The sequence below is a fragment of the Lysinibacillus sp. NPDC096418 genome (assembly GCF_044762775.1).
Classification (GTDB): domain Bacteria; phylum Bacillota; class Bacilli; order Bacillales_A; family Planococcaceae; genus Lysinibacillus.
Genome location: NZ_JBIWEY010000045.1, coordinates 12,495 through 35,648, shown reverse-complemented (window position 1 = coordinate 35,648; position 23,154 = coordinate 12,495). Strand labels below are relative to the sequence as shown.

Below are 23,154 nucleotides of genomic sequence, written 5' to 3'. Positions count from 1 at the left end.
AGCCGTACAGGCCGTGGTTATCGAGCTATTTAGTGGCACATTGACACCTACAGCACCCTAGAGAGCGTTTTTGGCTCTCCTGGGCGCTGTTGGTGCTGCCGCCCTAGTTTATTCTTCTTTAAGAAATAATTTTCTATTTCGAACTTGTGTTTAACCAGGGATAAAAATCGCGTAAATTCTTAATTTCATTTTCAAAGTTGAGTTAATTTAAAAATATATAAAGACTTCTTACTGGTTCACCGTGTATTTCTTTGTAATTATTTAACAAAGAAATACCTACACACTTTTTAAATTCCCCTTTTACACTTATTTCAGTAATATTATTGATTATTAAATCAATTTTGCATAAGTCATTCAGTAACGTTTCCAGTTCCATTTCAATTGTATCTATTTCGCTTGGCACATCATAGAATCGGCTCAAGTAGACTTTGTAACGGTTATTTTTTATTAATTGAGCTATTTTGGTAGCATAATCGATATCTCCGAACAATGCGTGAAGTATATCGGGTCTATAATCTGCTTCAACAACGCATTCTGTAAACTCAGAGGAATTGATTAATTGCTTTAGAGTCTTTTTAGTTATTTGAATATCGCCACTAACATGGCATCCTCTATTGATTTCTTTGTAATATATATTCTTTTTACGTGTAAATTTAAATCGGTAATACCACTCACATGTTGCCAGCTTAAGTTCATAACTTTTACCATACTCTAATTTAGGTACATTAGGATTTTCATTAATTTTAATTCTCACATTAGGCCTCCATTACTCAATATCTAAAATACAGTCTCAAATCAAGCTACGGCACTTTTCAATAAATGTTCAACCTCAACAAGTAAACTTTCTGAAAAGTTATAGCCATCGTCATGTTCTCCAATTTGCTGTTTAGGGCATGTCAATTGAATCGAAATAATAGAAAATAATTATTCTTAATAATCCACTTCTAATTATGATTAGCCTTTTATAAAAGGCTGTCTACAAATTATGCAGACAGCCTTCTTAATTTTTAGAACAATTCTGCTTTCGTCAATGTATTCATTAACACTTTAGCCATTTGAGAGCGAGTTAAATTTGCGTAAGGATCAAAGATATTACCTGCTTTTCCGTCAAAAATACCCATATCTTGCATATTTCCAACAGCTGTTTTCGCTTCTGCTGAAATTTTCTTGGAATCGCTAAATGTAGGTTTATGTGAACCTGTTTCTACATTTAGGTATTCCAGGGTGCGATTAAGCATTAAAGCTGCTTGTTGGCGTGTTAAACTGCCATTTGGATTAAACTTAGTAGCTGACACACCTTTAATGATTCCTGCATCATAAAGAGCTTGTACATCATTAGCAAACCAATCTTTTGCTCTAACGTCTTTAAACGTATTTGTCCCTGTTGCTTCAAGTCCAAGAGAGCGAACTAGCATAGCACTGAATTGTGCTCTTGTAATGTTCTTGTAAGGGCTATAAATGTCTTTTGTAGTACCAAAGACAATATTACGACTTGCTAATTCTTCAATGGCTGCCTTACTGAATACACCGTTAATATCTTTAAATGTGACTTTTTCTTTAGAGAAATAAAATTCTCCTGTTGTTTTAGTTTTAAACGAAATTTTTTGTTTAGCGTATTTATGTGGAATAGCTTTATATTCCCCTTTTTCGCTTCGTAACAAATATGCTTTACCATGTTTTTTCTCTATTAAAATATTTTCTTTGAAAGTAGTAATTTTTTTACCATCAGCAAAAACATTTAGTTCGTAGTGTTCTTTACCTTTATCTAGCCACTGTACTAACCATTCTTTAGCATCATGTTCGATAGGCAACACGATTTTAATACCATCTTTCTTCAATTCAACGACTTTTCCAGCAGGGTTTTTAATCACCCAATTTCCATCTTTATCAATATCGATTGTTTCAGCAGACGTACCAGTGTCTACAGTAGGAGGCTCTGGCTTCGTTTCAGGCTTTGGTTCAGGTTTTGGATCTGGCTTTGGCTCAGGTTTTGGATCTGGCTTTGGCTCAGGTTTTGGATCTGGCTTTGGCTCAGGTTTTGGATCTGGCTTTGGCTCAGGTTTTGGATCTGGCTTCGGTTCTGGTTTTGGATCTGGCTTCGGCTCAGGTTTTGGTTCAGGCTTTGGTTCTGGTTCAGATGTGCCCCAACCATCAGGATATACAGGTGTTAAATCAGGTTCTCCATCATTCCCATTTCCTAAACTTTTAATATCAATATTAAGTTCTGATAAGAGGTATTCTTTATAAGCTCCATCATATAGATTTGCAACAATGTACGATTTTGCAACTTCTTTTAATTCTTCCGTTGGGTTACTTTTAAATACTTTTACACTTGCTAAAGCATGTAATGTTTTGTAAATATACTCCGCATGATCTTCATTTTGTGTATTCGCTAAACCTGTAGAAGTTGCAATGAATGGCGTAGAAGTCACTTTAATATAACTATCATTTAAAGATGCTACTTTCATTACAGAACGTACAAGCGCTGTTTCTGTTCCAATCGTTTCTTTCGGAGCTAGTAGCGTTAACAAGTAGTCTTTAACCGTACCATCTTCAAGTAAACTGATTTTTGACTCAGCATCGATTAATTGATTGAAAGCAGCATGTACGGCATCTACAATCACATGCAATTCAGCTTGAGTAATACTTGTTTTCCCTAACTCAGTCGCATACTCTTGAATTTTGCTGATATAAAGATTACTTTCATCTGAAGTAGCACCTAGTGTATTTAATACACTTTCCAACGATTCATGTGTTAATTCTGAAACTAACAGTGTTTCAGATGTTTCACCATCTGCAGGTGTTTCAGGCGTTTCACCATCTGCAGGTGTTTCAGGTGTTTCACCATCTGCAGGTGTTTCAGGTGTTTCACCATCTGCAGGTGTTTCAGGTGTTTCACCATCTGCAGGTGTTTCAGGTGTTTCACCATCTGCAGGTGTTTCAGGTGTTTCAATTTGAGTTACTAAGAATGATATAGTAGAACCTTTCGTTTCATCTGATAGTACGAATGTTTGAACATCATCACCAACTAAAATATAGCCTTCTGGCACTTCTGCATGTACTTTAATATCACCATATTGTGCGTCTTTTACTGTTGTCTCTAGAATAATTTGACCAGCACTATCTACATATTTCACAAGATAGTCCCCAATTTTCACATTCTCTTCTAACATACTCCAAATAGCTTCAATTTCTGCTCGAATTTGTTCTACTGGAAGATTAAGAGCAGCTGCAATACTTGCTATAGCTTTTTCTAATTCTTCATCATTTTGTTTGTAGTCAACAACTGAATGAAGAACATTTGGACCAGGATATTTATTTAGAGTCGGTATAGTAGCAACAGCAAATTCCTTACCATAAGCATCTATATCATTTACTAGCATTGAACGTTTCGCGATTTCTAATTTCCCGATACCTAAAACGACTTCAATAACTTGCTCTTTTGTGATTGTATCACCAAGTGCTTTTAAGTCTTGAATGTATTCAGGCATTACTTCTTCATAAACAATTTCTTGTGTATAATTAGCAAGTTCCTTTGCAGTGATACTATCAGGGTCATTTATGATTTTATCTAACAGATCTCCTGTTTTATCATCAATGATTAGTTGTAATTTATCTAAACGATCTTGTAGTTCATCCTTGTCTGCACCTGAAACTAAATTATCGACTAATACTTGTGCTTGGTCTTTATGCTTTTGCATTAAGCTAGATTCTGCTTTGCTAACAGCTTTTTCAGCTGTGATGTATTTGTTTAAATTAACAAGACGTTCATTTAAACCATCTTTAGCGCTACTTCCAGGTAGTAAATCAACTAATCTTTGAGCTGAATCACTATCAGATTGTAATTTAGATAGTTCAGCTTTTTCAACAGCAGCAAGAGCTTCTTTATAAGCCTCTACATGTTTTTCTAATTCATCTAAACGATCTTGGAGATCGTCTTTTTTGTCACTATCAACTAAATCTTCAACTTTATTTTTCGCATCTTCTAAATCATCCGGTAATAAAGTATCTTCTGCCTTCTCAACGGCATCCTCGGCTTTTTCTTCCTTAGATTTATTATCGATAGCATCTTGTACATCATCTAAACGATTATTTAAATCTTCTTTAACTGGCCCATCTTCTAATTCTTCAACTAAATCACGTGCTTTATCAATATCATCTTGTGATTTACTTTCTTCGGCCTTCTCAACAGCTTCAGTTGCTATTTTTTCTTGCTCTGCCTTGTCAATTTGTTGTTGAACATTTTCTAAACGCTCGTTTAATTCATCTTTTTCCTTACCATCAGGTAATTTATCGACTAGTTCTTGAGCAGCATCTTTATCTTTTTGTAAAAGCGACTCTTCGGCTTTTTCAACAGCTTTTTCAGCTTCAGATACAGCTTGTTCATATGCATTTTTATCATCAATAATAACTTGAACAGCATCTAAACGTTCTTGCAATGGTGGTTGATCTTCAGCTTTTAATTCGTCAACTAATGATTTTGCATAATCAACAGCTGTTTGTGTTTTTTCTTTTTCTGCTTTTTCAACGGCAACTTTTGCATTTTCTAATTGTTCAGCATAAGCAAGGTTATCATTAATTTTCTTTTGAACCTCAGCTAAACGGTCAAGTAATTCTTGTTTCTCAACACTTTCCGTTAAAGCATTTACAAGAGGGTGAGCAAAACTTACATCTTCTTGTAATAATGATTTTTCAGCTTTTTCAACAGCAGTAGTCGCAATGGCTAAATCAATAGCATTTTGTACAGCATCTAAGCGTTCTAAAAGCAATGATTTAACTTCTCCATCTTCCAAAGCCTTCACTAAATCACTAGCATTATTCACATCTTCTTGTAATTTACTAGATTCTGCTTTTTCAACGGCCTCTGTCGCGATTTTTTCTTTACTTGCTTTATCGATTAATTGTTGAAGCACATCTAAACGATCTTTTAATTCATCTTTTTCTGCACTTTCGGCAAGCTTATCAACTAATTCTTGTGCATCATTTTTATCTTGCTGTAATTTAGAACCTTCAGCTTTTTCGACTGCTGCCTCTGCTTCCACAAATGCGATAAGATTGTCTAATATAGTTTGTAGCTCTGCTTTTTTGACTTTATGTGCATCACCAATAGCATTTACAAATACTTGAGCTGCTTCAATGTCAGTCTGACTTACAGAAGCTTTTGCTTTATCAACTGCTGCAATCGCATAAATTACTTTTTGTACTTCATTTAAGCGTTCCTGGAAGGTTGTTTTCGATTCTTCTGTTTTAAGGTTATCAACTAATCCTTGCGCTATTGCGAAGTCTGTTGGATTATAAGTAGTCTCTGCTTTTTTCACCGCATTATCTACAGTTATATTAAAGATTGCTTGCAACAAAGCAGCTTTTTCAGTTAACCATTCAGGTAATTCATTCACGCTTGTTTCTGCTTTCAATAATGCATCCTGTAAATCATTTGGATTAGTTATACCTACAGCCGTTTGTACATCTGTACGAGCTGTTACTAAGTCTTGTTGTAAAGTCACCCATTCAGCAAAATCTGCTTTAGTCGCTGTTTTCTTATTTGGATTTTCTGCTTTATAATCAGTCACGATTGTACGGATATCTTCAATTGTATCGCTTGTAACATCAGATACACTCGCCCAAGTAAAATCTTCTGTTGTTGCAGTTGCGATATTTTCATATAACCAAGTTACACGTAATGAATCTGTATAACCTTTTACTACTTCCAGTAAGTGAGTGCCACCAATTGTTGTAGCTGTTGCTACAACATCACGAACCGTATCTGTTGTAACGTTTAATACATCGTCAACTAATCCACTAAGGGATTCGAGTGTAGCTACATCCATATCTTTAAATACAACGTTTTTATCTTTTTCTAATGCTTTGACCATATCAGTCATTTTGCTAACATCAGATACAATAACAACTGGTGTATTGATTTTTGCTGTTTTTGTAGTTTTACTATCGCTGGCTTTTACTACAAACCCATCTTTATAAACGCCTTTATTTAGAGTGAAATTAACTTCAAATGCTTTTGTAGAATCAGAATCATCTGCACTAGTCGTTAATTTTTGTCCGTTTAATTCAACTTCAATATCTACTTTTTGATCATCAACATCACGAACGTTCCCTGCAAAAGTAACGTTTCCATCACTGATAATTTCATATTCCCCATGTTCTACAATAATTTCAGGAATTCCGTTATTTAAATATCCCTCCATATCTTTTTTAAATTGGCCATCTTCGAGATTTTCAATAGCAGCTTGCCCCTCTGCCTTTTCTTTATCTGTCAAAATATCATTGTATTCAGCAACTTCCTTCAAGACATTAGCAATTTCAACTGCATACGCTTTAGTCAACGGAAGTTCCTCTTTTATTTTCCATTCAGGTGCAAGCATTGTTGAATCAAAAACTAATCGGTTATTGAACAATGCATTAACATGGTCACGTACTGCTGTCGTTACTTCATTTGCCTCAGTTGGTACATCAACGCTATTTAGAGCCAGTATTTTTTCATTGGTCATATCATTTAACGCTGATTTCAATGCATTAACGAAGTTTACTAGTGATTGTGCATTAGTTGTTATATCACCAAAATATGGTTGAAACTCTTTATACCAACCTTCAAATTCTGACTTAACATCTTCTGCACCAGCTCCATCTAAATCCTCTGGAGTAATGTCCTTGATATTTAAATATTGTTTAATGACTTGTGTAAGACGGTCATTTAATGCTTTTTTATTCACACTATTTGTCAGTGTATCAATAACTGCTTTTGCATCATTAATATGTGTCCACGAAACTAATGTTTCATTTGGCTTACGTTTTTCAGATGCTGCGTTTTTTAATTCAGTTTCCATCGACACCAATGAATCTACTGCGGTATGGTAAGTTGCTAATTCAGTTATTCTAGGAACTAAAATACTTAAGCTTGAAGGATCTTGTACATTGTCAACCAATGTTTTTGCTAATTCATAATCAGTTTTTAGTAATGTTCCTTCTGCTTTCTCAACAGCTGTATACACGTGATGTAAAGTTTTAGTAACATTAATTACTTTCACTGCCTTATTGCCTTTTACATCTTCAGCGAATACTGTGTATTTTCCATTTTCGGTAGCTGTGAATTTCCCATTAGTTAAAGCCGTACCGTTTGATACAAAATAATCTTTTGTTTGCTCGCCTTTAGCATATTTAATTTTAGAAACCCCTGACAAATCATGTGCAACAACTGTTACCTCGGATGTTTTACCATAATTCGCTTGTTCAGTTGCTTCAATAATCGGTGGAGTTATATCCTCAGAATGAACACGCTGACCTCTTACATACCAATTACCATCTGCATTTTTTTGATTGTCTAAATATGCATTATAGCCAGCTTTAATATCTTGCTGAACAAGATTACCTTTTGAATCATTTGTTATTACTGGAACCTTATAGCGTTTAAGGTCTATTCTCCCACCATTAGTATTCATAGTTAAACTACCATTACTTGAATAATACCAGTTTGCGTTGATAATTTTATACTCTGTTAATACTATATTTCCTGTTCCATCATTACCAAGAGTATAAACTGGTTGATTATCAGCTGGTTTAGTAGGAAAACCAATAATATCTGTAAGAACTAACTTGTCACCACTAAGTGCATAACCCAAACCATATGGCCCTGAAAATTCCGGTAATTGGTATGTTTGATAAACTTCATCCCAGTATGGATGCAAAGTTTGTTGAGAGAGTAGTTGTTTTTCACCTAAAATTTTAGTAATTTGATTCGCGTATTTCTGCCAATAGTAAACAACAGCTTGATTCACTTTATTCTCACTAGTAGCATATTCCGTTGTTGCTGTCCCATCCGTTGCTTTTACCCTGAACATAACATGTGCTTTATCTGTAGGAACTGTATATTCATATACCTTTGACGTACCAGTATACAAGTTAGACCAATTTGCACCCTTGTCGTAGGAAACGTCCAAAGTATATGTCAACGTGTCTCCGTCGTCATCGGATGATTGATAGGAAATTAAGTGTTTATCACCATGTTCAAATTGAACAGCTGGTACTGTCAAGGTTGGTAACGTTGGTGCTGTATTTATTAGTTTCGTTCCAACCAAACGGTATTGATTGCCTTCTGTATAAGCATTAGGCGTTGTTGTTGTAAATGTACGTTTCTTTACCCAATCAAATTGCGGTACATCTTTGAATCCATAAGTATCAGTGATAACTTTCCCTTTAGCTAAATACAAATCAGGAGTGTCCGTACCTTCAAACTCCCACTGTGGGTAAGAAACTTGTCCAGGCTGATTCGTTCTTCTTAATTCTGCTGCTTGATTGTCTGCGTCAATAACATTTTGCCTAGCAACGGCAATATATTCTTGCATTTGATTGCCATTAACAAAAACACCACCGCCTCCTTGCACTACTTTGGAATCCAATTTATCGAAAACTTGAGTAGTACCTGTTTGCTTATGTTCCCATTCTTCCCACGTATATTCGTAAGTTGCTGCACTAGCTTTTTCAATTTCACCAACACCTGCTACATTAACTGCTGAAGCCATAACAGCAGTCGCCATAAATACTTTTGCTGATTTACTCATAATTGCCTTCTTTTTAATTAAAGAATTGTTTTTTTCTTTGTCTTTCTTAACCAATTTTTACATCCCCTTTTCTTATAAATATTATTTTTTATTGCTCGCATCAATTATTGACCAAAACTCTGGTGCAAGTCAACAAAACATTGGTGTCAATTTGTTATTTAATCCATAAGACTTATATATAATATAAATAAGAAAATAGTCCCCAGCTGTTGTTGTTTAGGTACTTTAGGATATAGAATTGTAAAGAAGGGAGGCAAGTACATGAATATTAATAAAGCAATAGCAACACGAATGGCTGAGTTAGCAGAAGAAAGAAATAGTACAATAACCGAAATCGGAAGATGGGGAGGATTAAAACAGACAACTGTTTCAGAGATTATGTGTGGGCGCTCGAAGCATCCAAAAATAAGTACAATACAAGCATACTGTAATGGATGTGGTATTACATTAACAGAGTTCTTTGATAGTCCTTTGTTTGGAGTGGTATTAGAAGATTAAAAAACAACCTATTAGCGTCCTAATAGATTGCCTTTTAAAACATATATCAAACTTAAATTTTAAATATTAATTAAACCATGCATCACCATTTTTTAAGGACAATATTTTCACACAATTAGATTTAATTGCTATCATTTTGATATGCCCTCCTTTTAAACAGACAAGATTTTAATACTTGTCTGTTTTTATTTATTTTGGTTAATTATATAATCCTGTATTATTGCAGATAATAAATGTTTAGCTGGAAAATCCCTTGTACTAAATTCATTAAGAAAAGCATTAAATTCTTGTGGTAATCCAAGAGATTTATGTTGAGCACTTGGAGTATTATATTTTTCAAATTCTCTATAGTATTCTAACCCTTTTTCATGCATTTTAATTTTGCTAAATTCGTGTATTTCATTTAATAATTCGACATAAGATAGTTTTTTATCAAACGCTAATTTTCTTAACGCTTCATGATCTTCTGGAAATATTCTACGAGGCGCAAATTTATCAACCTCTTTTGTCATATCGACTGTTTCACCGATACTTTTTTTATTCACAAAATTATTCCCCAATTTTTTCATTTACTTAACTCCTAATTCTAATTTTCCCAGCAACTCTTTCGCTAATTTTTCACCAATAGCATATAATTCTAAATCCCATCTATCGAGTGGATTCAGAGCGCCTTTTTTCACAGTATAATTATAAACCCCATGTTCCATATATTTAAATAATCTCGAACGTTTAGGTATATAATTCACAAAAAATTCATCTCCCTCTAAATTATATTCACTGTCTATTTTAGCAAATGTTTCAACATCATTTTCTCTTCTGTTTACAATTATTCCTAAAAATTCTAAATTTTTATTAAAATTCTCATGAATATTATTTGCAACCTCGTAAAACGTTGGAATCCCTTTAAAAGAATCACTACCAATTTCAGTTATGATTCCAAAGTAATCGCTTGCACCAAGAGCATTATTTACGTAAATAGAATATGGTGAAGGTGGAACATCAAAAAATATAAAATCATATTCATCATTAAATTCAACAATTTGTTTCGCAAAAAAGCTTACTTTGTCTTTTTGGCCTTTCAGTAAATCATCTAGTTTAACTAAATCTGTACTTGAACTAATAAAAGCTAAATTATCTGATACAGCTTTAATGCAGCTCTTTAGATTTTTATTCTTTAGACCCTGATAAAGCGTTTGAATTTCATTCAAAGAACCAATCTTTTTTTCAAATAATCCTGTTGTATTCCCCTGGGGATCACAGTCTATAACTAATACTTTATAATCCATTTCAGCTAGATGATAGGCTAAAAAATTAGTTATTAAAGTCTTTCCTACTCCACCTTTTGCATTTCCTAGTGTTATTTTTACTGCCATAGTATAGTAAGCCTCCTAAATTCCTAAATTGTGTAAATTAACAGTATCACAATTGACTAAAATTAGTCAATTGCTTTACAGTTTTCACTAGTTCTACTTAACTATAAGATACAATTTTGTTTAAATTAGAAAAATTTATATAATAATCTACATATTTTGTCTTATTTATGTAACTAAATTTAGTCAAAAATGGTATAATTAGAGTATACAGGAAGATTTCTAATAGTCTTTTAATAATACAATATAAAAGCTTATTCTAGGAGGATTTTAATAAAAGATGAACACAGTATTTGTAGTGAAAAATTGTGCATATCAATTTATGGTAGCGCCTGAAGAAGTTAAATTCGATTGGGTTAATAAAATATTAAATACAGAGAACATGGAATCTTTTCATCTAGACAAAGACTTGTATGTTTTAAACACAACTAATAAAGAACAAAAATTTACTTATCGCATTAGATTTGGAGAAAATATGAAAGAAATTGAAGGGGATTTTATGCTGGCGAAAAAAGAAAATAATTCATTTCTTCCTTTATCAGAGCAACTAGAAGATTTCATTATAGATAATGTGGAAATAACACGAATATAAAAGAACGAGGGTCAGGATATTCCATATCTTGACCCTTTTCTTTTCCCTAATTCCAAATAATGTTTTTTCAAATGTTTTTCATCTCGCTTCTTTGGTGTTTCAGTTTTGCCATGTGTCTAGTTAATCGTAAAGTATTTTCCCAAGAAGCAATTAATAACTGACTATCTTCTTCATTCAATTCTTCTAAAATTCTTGCCTCAATGGCTGCCAATGCATTATCTACATCCTCAACATTAATTATTTTCTTGAGTTCACTTTCAACAGATATTTCATTTTTTTTAGTTAGATCATAGTAACGTTTCTTATCTGTACGCCCAACTAGATAATCTATAGAAACATTAAAGAAGTCTGCAACTTTTTCTAAGTTAGCACCATTAGGAACTTTCTTTTTCCAACCATAAAGAGAATTTTTACCGAAATTTAATGTTTCTTCTAACTCAACAATAGAAATCCCTTGTTCCATACAAAGAATTTTTAATCTATCAAAGACAATCATTTTACTGTTCAAAATGGTATTACCTCCCTGCTGAACAATATTTATCAATATGTCATTCTCACATATTTCTCATTATTAATTTTAACATGCTCAATGATCGCATTATCAGGTGCTAGTTTCTTTTCAAATTCATTTTCTTTAAAAGTAATTACTTTAGTCGCTTTTCCCATTCTACCTATATAAACTTGACCACCTATGCTTTTTATAGGCTCTTCAAATTCCACATTTTTGTTATTATCCATCATTTATTCTCCCTTCGTATTGAATATTTTCCTCAAATTGTGCATTAACTTATTTTCTCGAAAAATTTTTGAAAATATTGAATAGGAAACTTATCTTCTAATCCATTGTCACTTCTAATTCCTACAACATACCAACCATCATCAACTACTTGAACATTTTTAAGTTTTAATTGTCCTTTTTTCAATTGATATTCAAACATTTTTATCAATCCCTCTCTATTGCACAATTTTTATCTTTTAAGAAATAACGATAACTTTATAACAAATAAATATACCTATAATACTTGCAGGTATAGAAATTAACCCTAATTTTAAAATAAAAGAATCATTCTTCTTTTTTTAAAATAAGCCCCTAGAAAGACCATAGCGACACCTAAAACAAAAAGTATCAAGCAACAAAAAATAGGTATTATCATTAACTCAATAACTCTCATAATTACTCCCTTTCCTATAAAACTTTTCATTCAAAATGTTCAGTGAAATTATTTACTTTCAATTGCTTGTTGATAGTGCATCAATTCATCTAATAATTTAGAAAACAAGTCCCTCAATTCTGCATAAATCATTCTCCTTTTATGGTTTTCATAACGTGGAGTATTATTGTGCAAAAGTAGTCTATCGCCCATTTCTTTTGCACATTTACACACTAACTGAACAATTTCGGGATCTTCTTTATAAGACACAATCACATCACACATTTTTTCAAAATTCGATTCTAAATTAACTCGATAATCAGAATTATTATTTACATTCATAATAAAATTTTTCGTAGATATAACCGATTCAAAATCTGCTGTTATTTGTTTCTTTATAATTTGAAGTCTTTTTCTTTGATCTATGAAATCTTTGATAAAATTAAACATCCATCCCACTCCTAGCATCATTGTTATTGAACAATATTTATCAAATCTTCATTATGTTCATCAATTATTTCTATTATCAGCTATATGTGTTTGGAGAATTTCATATCTATTTATAGCAATTTGTATTGTTTCTACTTCTCTTTCTATATCAGATTCATCTACATATTTAGGAATAACTTTGTCAATTGAATATACATCTAAATCAAAGAATTTATTGTTTTTTATATCTGCAAAACAAAATGTAAAATAAATAGGGATTTCAATTAAACTCCATCCTTTAATATTGAATCCAGAACCCTCTATATAAGTTAAGCAGTTTTGAAATCTAATGATTTCTTCGTTTAAAGAATTACTTATAGGTATTTCTTCGATATTTGAAATGACGCTTTGTATTAAATCCTTCAATAAAGCACTCCTAGTATTACTTAATAACTCATAAGCTATCTCCATTTTATTCAAATTAATTCCACCCTCTATCTAAACTATTTTCATTATTTACTGAACGAAATACTCATATTGTGCAGCTATTCCGTCTCTATTAGACCTAAGATTTGTAAATCATGGTCATCTGCATATTTTAGTAGAACATCACCCGAAATGCCCGATTCATCTATTAAACTTTCACTGTTCATGCTGTATTCCTTCATCAATGCCGCTGCATATGCCACACCTTGAATGAATCCGATTTTTCTTTCTTCTAACTCCACATTAATTCCACCTTTCCTACACAATTTTTATCAAATTAACATTTATGCTCATATACTTATTTAAAAAATCATTCAAGTGAAGCCTACTAAAGTGTTTTTCTTTTTCATTTTGCATCATAAAATTCATAATCAAAGCGAAAATACACTTATTTATTTCTAATTCCAAACTTGCTCTAAAATAGGCAGGGTCTACTTTGTCATTTTCTAGATAACCAATCAGTTGAGGTAAATTATGCATACCATCTGAAATATCTAAGATCGATAGTTTAGAAAAGTCTTTAGAAAATCTATCTGAACGTGCTATGAGTCGAATTTCTATTGAACCAAGAAATAAAAGTTCTAATGCGATAGCTTTAAGTTCGTGGTCAGATTTTTGAGTAACTTTTTTCTCTAAATCAAGTTCTGATATTACGTTCATAGCTTTAATTCTATTTTTCTGATAGTCTGAAATAACCTCACTAGGTTTCCTATTGAAAAATTTTAAACGTCCCATTAATTTGTCCTCCTTGAACCATATCCTCAAGTTGTTCAGTATGGATCTCTCAATTTTATATAAGAACCTTTAAAAGATAATATTTTTCCTTCATCTAAAGAACGATAGGATGCAGAACCATCATTACTATCAATATAAACGTGCTTTCCATTAGCTGTTGCTGGGTAAGATAAAAATTCAATGTTGTAAATTGTTCCATCATCATCTTGCCATTGTCCTTCTCCATAAATCCAATATTCAGGTGGATTGAATTTGATACCGTTAATCACCAATTCCATTTTATAATCTCCTTTTACTGAACAATTTTTATCAATTGTTAATAAGCTAAACCTCTACGAAAGGCATTATATAACCACAATCTCGACACGCATGAAGAGATATTTTTCTTGAATTAAAAGTTTGCATTGAACCAATGTCAGAGGTTATATTCTCTCTAAATGAAGGAAAAAGTCCGTCAGGGCTTCTGAGCAAACCTTCCATAATTCGTTCTCCTGAACATAACAAACATTTATGTTCAGGATTATGAACTAACAAGCTATCATACAAATCTAGTTGAACCTCTTGAACTTCTCCATTTTCTTCAAAAAGAAAAGTTTCACCTTCAAACACATCACCATTGTAGCCTTTAAAAATTCCAATCCTTCCATCAATCAATAAAAGCCTTTTGCCCTTATCCATTTTGCTGAAATGGCTCCGTAATTTGGACAAATGCTCTTCCCTTTCCCTTTTAGCTTTATTTCTCTTGAACATTAAGATACCTCCTATTTCGCATTTTACTCAAATTGTTCAGTAGTTCACTACGCTTTCATGCGTAACCAACATTTATAACACAATTTATTTTTGTGCTCTTCAGTATTTTTTCTAGCTGTCCATTCAATATCACAAAACTCACATTCATATTTTTCGTAAGGTGATTCTTCTAAAAGTTTATATGCTTTTTCCACCGTTTTATTTGAAAATCTCTTTTCACCTTTTTCATATTCTGAAACAACCCATTCGGCTTCACTGATCTCCATAAGTTCTATAGCGTGTTCCCCTTCATGATTGTTGTTTGAATGATTTTTTTCGTATTCATTATCAATCCTTAGTATTGCTCGTAATGCTTCATCAGGACTAATTTTTGTTTCTAGCATTTGTTTTAACACTTGGTTATATTTAAGATGTACCAATTTAATTTCGTCTTTCCTCAAATTACTTTTTTCTTTGTTTAAGGAGTCTTGTAATTTCTCGAAGTATTTATCTTTTAAATCATTATTAAGCTTTTCAACAATATAATCAGCTTCAGATAAAATCGCTCCTGGACTTTCTACTTCAATAAGTTCGTTTCTCAAGCCATTTAATTTCTCAATAATTTTCTCTTTCTCCATACCATCTACATCCCTTTCTCATACTGAATAATTTTTATCGATGCCTACACACCTTCTAGAATAGCGTTAGCTGTTCGTTCTTTGGATACTCAACTAAAATGGAGAACAGAAATATTATTCTACGATGTTTGGTTAACACTTCATCATCTGAAAACTTGGCGAGTTCTCGATTTAATTGATAAGTTAGTTCGTTGTATTCATTAATCATGTTTTGATCTGTACATTCTGTATATTCACCTGTAATTAATTTCACTGTTATACACCTTTCTTTAGCTGAACATTTTTTATCGATTAACCCTCAAAGTGTTTATTATTTTTTCTCTTATCAAAACCTATAGCTATATTCCAAATGAATACTGCAGGAACTTCATTTCTTATTTTCGAAACCCATATAGGCATCCTTTTATACTTTTCACCTTCATGCCACTTTTTTTCGGAAATAGCAACAATCCATTTTTTGCCCAAAAACAAAAATGCGTAAGAGGTAATCCATCCTTCTGAACCTTTAAACTTTCGTTTAATCATCCTTTCACCTTCCTGCACACTTTTTATCTTATGAGCAGTAACAAAAACGCTACTGCTTTATTTTTCTTTTGATAACTCTTTCTTTATATCGTTACCCTTTTCCCTATACCAAATTCTAAAAACAAGGATGTTAAACATAATAATTATTAGTAAGATTCCCATTAATAAGATGTTAATGATTAAATTAAAGTACAATTTCCCTGATAAATCTGGGAAATCAAATAATATCAATATTTCATCGAATTTCGAAATCACCAACATCATAAAAAACATAACTATGTTTGCTAACATTAACTCAAACTCTTTACTCATTAACACATCACCTTCTTACACATATTCAATTATTGTGCTTTCTCCTCAAGTTGTTTAATTAGATCCCCACGCCACTCACTATCAAATGTGTGCTCAATATATAATTCCAACACTTCATCATCTGGTAGGTTGGATATCTTATTAATTAATGCTCCTTGTTCCACTTCACATTCCAAAATGCATTCAACTATTTCTTGTCTTATCTTTAAAATATTTTTATGTAACATATCCTATTTACCTCCAATTTTTTCTCATAATGTGTAGTATTTAAAATAACGTCAATTGTTTTTCAAAAAATTCTTGTTGCCAAAATAATTCTAGCAATTTATTAATTGAAAATCGTTCGAAAATCTCCGTTTTAGCAAGTTTGTCAGAACATATAACTGTAATATGTGTTCTATTAGTTGGTGAACCAACCATACGTCCTGCTCCAGCTGCATAATCAACAGTTACATACAGCCTTTTATGAGTAAATGAAGGACTTGTTGCACCTATAATCCATTTGTTTACTCCTGCCTTATAAGATTCATATGATGTTGTATCGATAAATCCACGTTGGATATAACCACGAGAAATATTTTCAAATGACATTAACATTAACTCTTGCAATTGCCCTCTATTCAATAAATATCTCTCCTTTTGTTGCTGCACGTTTTTTATCATGTATTCAGATTAATCTGTTTTTTATATCTAAAATGAGATTTACGATTTAATACTTTGTGTTCTAACCAGTCATTATTCCAGTTAGCTTTTAAAGTAGCTGCAAGCTGTGCTTTAGGACTTGAATAATAACATTGGCAATGATTCAATATTTCTTCAACAGTGATCCATTTATTTGGGTAGCGCTGAAAATATTGCTTCACATCGTTAATCATCAATGTATAGTCACTTTGATAATCAAAATCTCCCATCTTATGACCACCAGTGATTTTATCGTGATAACCATCTTTAATATATTTACGAATATCCCCTGTTTGCCGATTTATTTTAGCAAACATGCCATAAGGTATTTCTGCATAGTGGTTATAACTAGTTTCTTTAATAACAATTAAACCAATTCCATAGTATTTTAAAAAATCTTGTACTAATCTAGAAAATCCACTTTTTTTCATAGGTACTGCAACAAATACATAATGCCCATGTCGTTTTGCTTCAACTGCTTGCTCAATTACTTTAAAATTAAGCATTTTTTTCATTTCTACAATAATGTTATGATTTCCAATAACTCCCACAACATCATAATGAAGTACTTCTGCATATACTTTCTCGCAACCTATTTTATCTAACAACAGTTGCTTTACTGGCTCAAATAGATCGGATTCTTTCACGTAATCACCCTCCTGGAGTTCTACCAAAAAACAATATCCATAATAAGTAAACCATGTTGACTAAATTTAGTCAAGAGTCATATATAAAAAGGTTAGCTCTATACCTAGAAAAAAGGTCCAACGAATAAAAATACGCACTAAAATAACAACCTGCACAGAGACGGAAACGTAACTAGAAATAAGTAAAGGCAGAGTGGAGCGTTTATCCAGTATCGCTCCGGCCCTGGATTCCTTTGCTTCTTTCTAATAAATCTAAGTGAGTAAGGTAACCTATTAATCTATCATGGCCAGCAATAGGTTCTATTTTAGTGACCAGTTCTTCAATAAGTTGTATCAATTGTTCCTTATAATCGCTCTTGCGAGCTTGTAATTCAAGAGCAAGGGTTTGAGTATACTTAATGAAAAGAGCTACTGTAGACCAACCTGTTTTTGCATTTCTGCCTACGCCTTTTACAGTTTTAATAATTTTTTTCGAGTTATTGAGTAATTTATTAAGTGTGCTTTGTGGCATATCTAATTTTTCGCAAAGTTCTTTTTGAGTATGCCAAATAAACGGCTCAGAATCGTTTTTTTCTGCCGTAATATATTTTATAATATCTGATTCCCATTCTTCTAAATGGCTGCGTACACGGTCACTACGCTCTTTTTTGTGCTTGTACCATCCGTTGGAATTGCCTAATTTAACATTAAACGAATTAGCTTGTGATACATATTGTTCGAGTAACTGCGTTACATAACATTTTTGGGCGCCTTTGTATTTCCCTGAATATGCGGATCTTACAGCACTATGCACTTCCTTGGCTTGGAGAGGGTAATCTAATCGAGAATTATATTCATCTAATAAGTCCATAGTTGAAGATTCTTCTTTACCTTCACTCATGCAAATTAAAGCCATCGTAAACATTGTGTTATTACGTCCTATTTGCCCTTTACCGCCTTTTATGTTCGTAGCATGTAGTAATGCATTGAACCAATCTGACAGACTTGCTTTCGCTTGTACACCGTCTGGCAAGTTCCCTGTGTGAATAACGGAAAAACTACGCCCTCTATCATCATCTTGACGCATTGACCAATTTTTCAATGTGTCGAAGCTGTATATTGCGCCATCATCTAGCCAAACAACATTTTGCGAATTTGGAATACGGAAAAAACCAAAATCATTACAATATAAATCAGCGTTCACTGATTGTAAGCTCATTTTGATATTTTGAGAGATTCGTTTTGCGATTTTTAGTAGTTTAAAATTATTTTTATTGGAAATATACATTGGTTTATCCAGCACGAAATAGACCTGATACCCTCGATTTGTCTTAATAATGAGTGTAGGTCTACCAATGCTATTGTCGATACAGGACATTAAAATGTCTTGAACAGAGTGTTGGTCTGTATCAATATCAACAACAAATGTATTAATTTGTGCAAGTTGTGTTTCTTCATGACCTTTCACAAAACGTTTTGTGTTGTCAGTGTAACCAAAACTACGGAAAACGTTAGGTGTCCAGTGCGTTAAACCTTCTACGTCCTCTAGGAGCGTTTCTAAAGACGTAATAACATATCCTTTCGCCCCTTCTGGCGTGAAATCAGCTTTAGAACGCACGGCAAATACAGCACCTTTCACATGCTGTTTATCAAATTCCATAGCTTTTCTTAACGCTGGTAATGAAGCTTTAGAAAATTTTGTTTTATATGTAGTTAATCCTGTCTTTGTTATTAAATTCAAAATTTCTTCGATTCTATTCTTTTCAACTCTAGCCAATTCTATTCTACTCATGGTTTCCGCCTCTTTTCGAGAACGAAAAAAGCATCTAATACAACCTGTGAAAAAGGAAGATTAGATGCTTTTATATGCTGAAGGATAAACTTTTTTTCAAAAAATCATTAAAAAATTCTGAAATAGTTGCTTTTATCCTGAAAACCATATAATATAATCTATATCAAACCAGTGGGACACACAAGGTTGGAGAATCGAGTCGAGCGGTATTAGGAATTGGCGTTCCTTTTACTTAGCTGTGAAGCTCGATTTTTTTTATGCTATTTTTCGTTCAGTTAATTTCGGTTCAGTTAATTGGTCTTATTTTACTCTATCATTTCAAGAAATGCAAAACTATAATTAGTAATTTTTGATAGTTATTTACTACTAATAGGTGCTATTATACAACAATACTTTGGTGTATGAAAGATTAATAGCCTTAAAAATTGAAAAATATACATCTTTTTTAAATATTGGTATTACTATTAATCCTTATTTTTATCAATTTTAGAAATAACTAGAAAATTAAAATGAACAAATTCCGTTAAATGGATTAGTTTATTGATTCTCGTTTTTTTAAATATCGATATAGTGTAGCGTTACTAATTTTGCACAATTCACAAATTTCTAAAATCGTGTATTCTTTACTATCATACATTTTTAGTGCAGTAGCTATTTTATTTTTATTAACTGGTGGTCTGCCACCATACCGCCCTCTAGCTCTTGCAGCTTTCAATCCAGCTGTAGTTCGTTCCACTAAAACATCACGTTCAAATTCAGCTAAACTAGCCATAATACGAAAAAAGAACTTACCGGTGGCTGTACTGGTGTCTATGTTTTCCTTTAGAGAAATGAAATTCACACCTAAACGCTCAAATTCTTCTGAGATTTCTATTAAATGTTTTGTATTTCTTCCTATTCGATCTAATTTCCATACAATTACTGTGTCACCTTCTCGCAACATATCGAACATTGAAAGTAATTCTGGACGTTTTTTATTTTTCCCACTTTCATATTCCTCGAAAATTTTAATACAATCAGCTTTTGTTAATGCATCTAATTGTAAGTTTAAAGTTTGGTCGTGTGTAGAAGCACGAGCATATCCAATATTCATATGTTTAACCACCTTAATATTTAGTTATGTAGTTGCATTAATGCAGTCAAATAAGTTATAGTTATTGTTAATTAGAAAAAGACTTGGTCATTTCGAAGGCTTACGTTTTACGTAAGTTACTATCTAGAAATGACGGGGTCTTTTTTGTTTTTTATACTAAACGGTAAGAATAGCAGGCATTTTTAAAGATTATTCGAAATAAATAGTAAAATTAATCCTACTGATATGGTTGCAACAGTCGTTGTAACACATCTCATTTTAGTAATTTTTTTGTTATAGTACTGAATAAGACCAATAGTTAAACCGTATATACACCCTGCCATTATTAGCGCATAAGCAAACAATATATTCAACGTAGTTAATTCGTTCAATCAAAACCCCTCTCCCTCATTTTAAATTTTCCGAAAACAAAAGGTATTCAGTCTAATAATTACAAAACTCATTATTTCAATTTACAATGTTATTTTGATTTTGTATACTTTTTTGTAATTAAGAATAACGTAAATATCATAAGAAAAAAATAAAAATCTTTTTTTCTCATAAACGGTCGTTTTTGTAATTCATTCATTGTGGAATATTGTACAAAAAAAATATTTGTACTATGATACAGACAAACTTAATATCAAGATGAATAAATTTAGTAAATATCGAAAGAAGGCGATTCTCATTAATACAGATACAAACATAACCGAATCAGATAAAGAGCTTTTGAAAATGTACTATAAATTCTACTTTTCGCTAGGTAGAGTTCCGACTCCAGCAGATTTAGATCGAAGTGACGAAATATATAACTCTGATGTTTTCCTTATTCGTTTCGGGACAATGAGCAATATCAGAAGGCTTACTGGTGTCCCTCAAATTAAAATAACAAAAGAAGATTTAATTACTAAAGAAGCAATCAAACAAGATTTAATAAGTATATATAAAGAATTTGGTCGAGTCACAAACCGACGTTTAAAAGAACTAAGTGAATACGAAATATCCTATATATATAAGTGCTTCGATACTAGAAAATTAAATGATATTTGGATGGAGATTGAAAAAGAATTAGAGAATGATAAAGACTAAATTTAGTCAATTATATTTTCAAGGATTTTACTGCTAAAATGTTAAAGACCACGCAAACAGCCTGGTCTTTTTTTATATTCAAATATGTTTTTATTATCCTAAAATTGTTCAGTAATGCAGCTTAATCTTTATAAAAGACATGGTAACTATCATGTCCTTTACTTGTCCCTTGCGCAAATACTACTTTCACCACATTTTTCTTATGTAAAAACCCGTTCAAATCCCAATTTGAACCATCAATAATTACATTCCCTTTGTCATTATAAAAAACTGCTAATTTCGTACCTTCTAAGTTTTCTTCATATGAATTTAATTTAATGTTTGATAACTCGGTTTTATTAGAATCATTTTTCATTTATTTTCCCCTTCCTAGCTGAACAATATTTATCTATTGATCAGCCAAATCTCCATCTTTAAATTGGACCGCATAATATTGCCCATCTATATCTTTTACGATGTGAGTATAATGAGAATCCGTAATATCTTCTATAATGGATAAATTGCCATTTTGATGTTCTTTATTTAATTGTGATAAATCACTTCTGTCACAACAAGTATCAAAAGAGGCCGTAAAATTATCAGTAATTAGATCATCCTCGTAGACATTAAAGCGCATTTCTTTGTCTATTTTATCTGCGAAACATCCAGAGTGAATACTTTTACTTATTAGTTCTATAGCTGCTTGCTTTCCCATGATTTTCAACTCCTTTTTTATCTAGTGTGCAATTTCCTCATATTGTGCTTAAATTTTAATTTTTAGGATTAAAGATGATTTTCTTTGATTGAGATGAAACAATTAATGTTAAATAATTAATATTATTCAAACTAATCAAATTAACTAATTCTTTAGGTGCAAAGGTAATAAAGGCTACCAGAAAGCTATAGTAATCGGTTAACCTAGATACTTTCCTTTGTTTTTCTATGTGAATATCTGTTGGACTTGTCATTAAGCAATCCGGCATTCCATATAATGCATCAGTTAAATGCCACATAACAGCATGATAAAACAAGAAATTCCCCTCTTTTGCTTTAACTACCCAATCATGTAGAATTTGCTGTATTCTTAATGATTCAGTAAGACTATTAACGATTAATTCGTTCAATTGTGAATCAAAAAGTTTTTCTAATTCAAAACGCAGATTTTGTCTAGCATGTGATTTTGTTTCTTGAGCAAATGCTTTCCAATATTGATTCTCTTTCAAATAATTTTCCCCTTTTGTTACGAATGTTCTTTGGTTTCCCATGTCAATTCACTCTTCTTTCTACATATTGTGCAGTAGTTATTGTTCATCACAAACAGGACATGTCGCTATCCTAAGTTTGGTATTTACTCGATTTAAACGTTCGATTTCCTCTCCAGCAGCCTGAAGAACCTCAAGAATGTCTACAATATCCCTATCATCCATTCTGGAAGCCATTTCACCTCTAAGTCTTTTTTCTAAATCTTCAATAGCCTGCATTTTTCTACATCCTTTCTGCACAATATGTTTCAAATAGTTACATTAAGGTGGATTAATATACATGCAATTCCACCATAGAAAGAGTAGGCTTGGAATGTTACAATTCCAAAATCGAGAGCTGTGCGCTTAGCAACCAATTTGATTTTTTTAAAGTAAAATTGATACATTAAGTTTAACGACGCTGCCCAAAAAGATAGAAACCATAGGAATCCATATGGGAAATCAGTAGAAATATCTAACCAACCTATTAAATCTCCAATCATTGATACAATTAGTATTGATGCGCAACTCAATAAAATAAAGCTAGATAAGCGACAAATTATATCCATTTAATTCACCTTCCTTACTGCACATTTTTTATCTGACACGATGCTCATATTATTCAGCAAGTACATT

The 23,154-nt window shown here is 32.2% G+C and carries 29 protein-coding genes; 3 read left to right on the top strand and 26 right to left on the bottom strand.

All coding sequences use genetic code 11. The features are described from left to right. Positions 1-202 precede the first annotated feature (202 nt). Together ACIQZG_RS22195 and ACIQZG_RS22190 are read right to left on the bottom strand one after the other, a co-directional pair. Complete coding sequence (locus ACIQZG_RS22195; protein ID WP_402757964.1) at positions 203-754, bottom strand: hypothetical protein; 552 nt, start codon at positions 752-754, stop codon at positions 203-205. Between the two features lie 253 nt (positions 755-1,007). Beyond that, positions 1,008-8,627, bottom strand: coding sequence for an S-layer homology domain-containing protein (locus tag ACIQZG_RS22190; protein ID WP_402757962.1), 7,620 nt, complete (start codon positions 8,625-8,627; stop codon positions 1,008-1,010). A 207-nt stretch (positions 8,628-8,834) separates the two neighbouring features. Here ACIQZG_RS22190 and ACIQZG_RS22185 point away from each other — a divergent pair, with 207 nt between their 5' ends. Then, positions 8,835-9,071 (top strand): helix-turn-helix domain-containing protein, encoded by a 237-nt coding sequence (locus ACIQZG_RS22185; protein ID WP_402757960.1) that lies wholly within the window; start codon positions 8,835-8,837, stop codon positions 9,069-9,071. Positions 9,072-9,256: 185 nt separating this feature from the next. On the opposite strand, the gene ACIQZG_RS22180 is transcribed toward ACIQZG_RS22185, so the two are convergent. After that, complete coding sequence (locus ACIQZG_RS22180; protein WP_402757958.1) at positions 9,257-9,640, bottom strand: hypothetical protein; 384 nt, start codon at positions 9,638-9,640, stop codon at positions 9,257-9,259. Next, entirely contained in the window at positions 9,641-10,444 is an 804-nt protein-coding gene (locus ACIQZG_RS22175; RefSeq protein WP_402757956.1) for a ParA family protein, read from the bottom strand. A 277-nt stretch (positions 10,445-10,721) separates the two neighbouring features. Between ACIQZG_RS22175 and ACIQZG_RS22170 the strand changes: the two genes are divergently transcribed. Next, on the top strand, positions 10,722-11,033 hold the full coding sequence (locus tag ACIQZG_RS22170; RefSeq protein WP_402757954.1) for a hypothetical protein: 312 nt from the start codon (positions 10,722-10,724) through the stop codon (positions 11,031-11,033). A gap of 67 nt (positions 11,034-11,100) precedes the next feature. Here ACIQZG_RS22170 and ACIQZG_RS22165 read toward each other — a convergent pair whose 3' ends face one another. The 17 genes from ACIQZG_RS22165 to ACIQZG_RS22085 form a co-directional block, all read right to left on the bottom strand. Further along, positions 11,101-11,541: a helix-turn-helix domain-containing protein gene (locus tag ACIQZG_RS22165; protein WP_402757952.1), complete on the bottom strand. Its 441-nt coding sequence runs from the start codon at positions 11,539-11,541 to the stop codon at positions 11,101-11,103. A gap of 32 nt (positions 11,542-11,573) precedes the next feature. Continuing rightward, entirely contained in the window at positions 11,574-11,771 is a 198-nt protein-coding gene (locus ACIQZG_RS22160; protein WP_402757951.1) for a hypothetical protein, read from the bottom strand. A gap of 44 nt (positions 11,772-11,815) precedes the next feature. After that, complete coding sequence (locus ACIQZG_RS22155; RefSeq protein ID WP_402757950.1) at positions 11,816-11,971, bottom strand: hypothetical protein; 156 nt, start codon at positions 11,969-11,971, stop codon at positions 11,816-11,818. A gap of 282 nt (positions 11,972-12,253) precedes the next feature. After that, complete coding sequence (locus tag ACIQZG_RS22150) at positions 12,254-12,634, bottom strand: hypothetical protein (protein ID WP_402757948.1); 381 nt, start codon at positions 12,632-12,634, stop codon at positions 12,254-12,256. Between the two features lie 60 nt (positions 12,635-12,694). Next, positions 12,695-13,093 carry a hypothetical protein gene (locus tag ACIQZG_RS22145; protein WP_402757947.1) on the bottom strand — a complete coding sequence of 133 codons (399 nt, stop codon included), beginning with the start codon at positions 13,091-13,093 and terminating at the stop codon, positions 12,695-12,697. Positions 13,094-13,158: 65 nt separating this feature from the next. Beyond that, positions 13,159-13,341, bottom strand: coding sequence for a hypothetical protein (locus tag ACIQZG_RS22140; protein ID WP_402757945.1), 183 nt, complete (start codon positions 13,339-13,341; stop codon positions 13,159-13,161). A gap of 16 nt (positions 13,342-13,357) precedes the next feature. Then, positions 13,358-13,834, bottom strand: coding sequence for a hypothetical protein (locus ACIQZG_RS22135; protein ID WP_402757943.1), 477 nt, complete (start codon positions 13,832-13,834; stop codon positions 13,358-13,360). 35 nt (positions 13,835-13,869) lie between these two features. Then, positions 13,870-14,112: a hypothetical protein gene (locus tag ACIQZG_RS22130; protein ID WP_402757941.1), complete on the bottom strand. Its 243-nt coding sequence runs from the start codon at positions 14,110-14,112 to the stop codon at positions 13,870-13,872. Between the two features lie 46 nt (positions 14,113-14,158). After that, the gene (locus ACIQZG_RS22125; RefSeq protein ID WP_402757939.1) at positions 14,159-14,584 is read right to left on the bottom strand and encodes a hypothetical protein; all 426 of its coding nucleotides are present in this window, start codon (positions 14,582-14,584) and stop codon (positions 14,159-14,161) included. Between the two features lie 47 nt (positions 14,585-14,631). Beyond that, a complete protein-coding gene (locus ACIQZG_RS22120; RefSeq protein ID WP_402757937.1) occupies positions 14,632-15,201 on the bottom strand; it encodes a hypothetical protein in 570 nt (189 codons plus the stop codon). A gap of 291 nt (positions 15,202-15,492) precedes the next feature. Beyond that, positions 15,493-15,726 (bottom strand): hypothetical protein, encoded by a 234-nt coding sequence (locus ACIQZG_RS22115; RefSeq protein WP_402757935.1) that lies wholly within the window; start codon positions 15,724-15,726, stop codon positions 15,493-15,495. Positions 15,727-15,783: 57 nt separating this feature from the next. Then, positions 15,784-16,038, bottom strand: coding sequence for a hypothetical protein (locus ACIQZG_RS22110; RefSeq protein WP_402757933.1), 255 nt, complete (start codon positions 16,036-16,038; stop codon positions 15,784-15,786). A gap of 29 nt (positions 16,039-16,067) precedes the next feature. Continuing rightward, positions 16,068-16,265, bottom strand: a complete 198-nt coding sequence (locus ACIQZG_RS22105) for a hypothetical protein (protein WP_402757931.1) — start codon at positions 16,263-16,265, stop codon at positions 16,068-16,070. A gap of 40 nt (positions 16,266-16,305) precedes the next feature. After that, the gene (locus tag ACIQZG_RS22100) at positions 16,306-16,662 is read right to left on the bottom strand and encodes a hypothetical protein (protein WP_402757929.1); all 357 of its coding nucleotides are present in this window, start codon (positions 16,660-16,662) and stop codon (positions 16,306-16,308) included. 35 nt (positions 16,663-16,697) lie between these two features. Beyond that, positions 16,698-17,366 (bottom strand): hypothetical protein, encoded by a 669-nt coding sequence (locus ACIQZG_RS22095; protein WP_402757927.1) that lies wholly within the window; start codon positions 17,364-17,366, stop codon positions 16,698-16,700. A gap of 202 nt (positions 17,367-17,568) precedes the next feature. Then, positions 17,569-19,137, bottom strand: coding sequence for a primase C-terminal domain-containing protein (locus tag ACIQZG_RS22090; protein ID WP_402757925.1), 1,569 nt, complete (start codon positions 19,135-19,137; stop codon positions 17,569-17,571). Between the two features lie 532 nt (positions 19,138-19,669). Then, positions 19,670-20,230, bottom strand: a complete 561-nt coding sequence (locus ACIQZG_RS22085; RefSeq protein ID WP_402757923.1) for a recombinase family protein — start codon at positions 20,228-20,230, stop codon at positions 19,670-19,672. A gap of 567 nt (positions 20,231-20,797) precedes the next feature. Here ACIQZG_RS22085 and ACIQZG_RS22080 point away from each other — a divergent pair. Continuing rightward, entirely contained in the window at positions 20,798-21,298 is a 501-nt protein-coding gene (locus ACIQZG_RS22080) for a hypothetical protein (protein WP_402757921.1), read from the top strand. Positions 21,299-21,419: 121 nt separating this feature from the next. Here ACIQZG_RS22080 and ACIQZG_RS22075 read toward each other — a convergent pair whose 3' ends face one another. The 5 genes from ACIQZG_RS22075 to ACIQZG_RS22055 form a co-directional block, all read right to left on the bottom strand. Next, positions 21,420-21,653, bottom strand: a complete 234-nt coding sequence (locus ACIQZG_RS22075) for a hypothetical protein (protein WP_402757919.1) — start codon at positions 21,651-21,653, stop codon at positions 21,420-21,422. Positions 21,654-21,686: 33 nt separating this feature from the next. Next, a complete protein-coding gene (locus tag ACIQZG_RS22070) occupies positions 21,687-21,992 on the bottom strand; it encodes a hypothetical protein (RefSeq protein ID WP_402757918.1) in 306 nt (101 codons plus the stop codon). A gap of 55 nt (positions 21,993-22,047) precedes the next feature. Then, complete coding sequence (locus tag ACIQZG_RS22065) at positions 22,048-22,500, bottom strand: hypothetical protein (RefSeq protein ID WP_402757916.1); 453 nt, start codon at positions 22,498-22,500, stop codon at positions 22,048-22,050. Between the two features lie 78 nt (positions 22,501-22,578). Continuing rightward, the gene (locus tag ACIQZG_RS22060) at positions 22,579-22,758 is read right to left on the bottom strand and encodes a hypothetical protein (RefSeq protein WP_402757914.1); all 180 of its coding nucleotides are present in this window, start codon (positions 22,756-22,758) and stop codon (positions 22,579-22,581) included. A 29-nt stretch (positions 22,759-22,787) separates the two neighbouring features. Then, the gene (locus tag ACIQZG_RS22055; protein ID WP_402757912.1) at positions 22,788-23,087 is read right to left on the bottom strand and encodes a hypothetical protein; all 300 of its coding nucleotides are present in this window, start codon (positions 23,085-23,087) and stop codon (positions 22,788-22,790) included. Positions 23,088-23,154 lie beyond the last annotated feature (67 nt).